Raw genomic sequence first — 853 nt, 5'->3', positions numbered from 1 at the left:
CTCCTAAGAGAGAAAGAAGATCACTGATAATTCGTTCTGCTTCTCCATAAGTTGAAGTCAGTAACACAATCTTATTTTCTTTTTCTAGACTGCTTGCAATTGCAATAGCCTTGGTAGACGTTGATAAACCAAGTATTAGTTGTCTTTTCTTATCTATCAGATTTTGATGCCATTTTTTTATCTGGTCATTTTCTGAGAATAAATCTAATAAAGTCACCATTTAGCCGTTATACCTCTGCATTGTTTTCTCAAAGTTTTTCTCTTGTAAATAGTAGTTTACAGCATCGTCAACCTTGTCAATGGACTGTAAAATACCCACATAGTCATCCTGATCAAACTTACTTAAAACATGATGAACAACGGACATGCCTTTTTTAGGTCTTCCAATACCTATTTTAACACGGTTAAATATCTGAGTACCTATATGTTGAATAATAGACTTGATACCATTATGACCACCAGCTGACCCCTTTGCTCTTAAACGAATTTTCCCAACTTCCATGTCAAGATCGTCGTAAATAACGAGTAAATCTTCAATATCCAAACCATAGTAAGTCAATAAAGCATGAACCGCTTTTCCACTTTCATTCATAAATGTTGTTGGTTTGACCAGATAAATTTTTTCTCCATTGAAGAAAAAAGAAGCTAGGTCAGCTTGAAATATCTTGTCATGTGTAAAGGTAACATTTTGTTTTTTGGCCAATTGGTCAATCAACATAAATCCAACGTTGTGCTTGGTCTCAAAATATTTATCCCCTGGATTTCCTAATCCAACAAGTAATTTAGTCATTTATTTTTCCTTTCAAAAGCCAAAAGGGTTGGAATTTTTTTCCAACCTAATTGACACTATTTA

The 853-nt window shown here is 33.6% G+C and carries 2 protein-coding genes; both read right to left on the bottom strand.

What is annotated here, in order from left to right; genetic code table 11:
* Positions 1–220, bottom strand: a 220-nt coding sequence (locus GMD4S_RS09590; protein WP_000258060.1) for a hypothetical protein, incomplete at its 3' end; no start/stop codon positions are given.
* A complete protein-coding gene (gene pth / locus GMD4S_RS09585; protein WP_000163918.1) occupies positions 221–790 on the bottom strand; it encodes an aminoacyl-tRNA hydrolase in 570 nt (189 codons plus the stop codon).
* Positions 791–853: the final 63 nt, after the last annotated feature.

This window comes from Streptococcus sp. GMD4S (assembly GCF_000296955.1).
Note: the sequence above shows the minus strand (reverse complement) of the source record. Positions and strands in the feature narration are given on the sequence as shown.

Coding starts and splice junctions, on each gene's coding strand:
- pth (WP_000163918.1), bottom strand. CDS start 790: ATGACTAAATTACTTGTTGGATTAGGAAATCCAGGGGATAAATATTTT.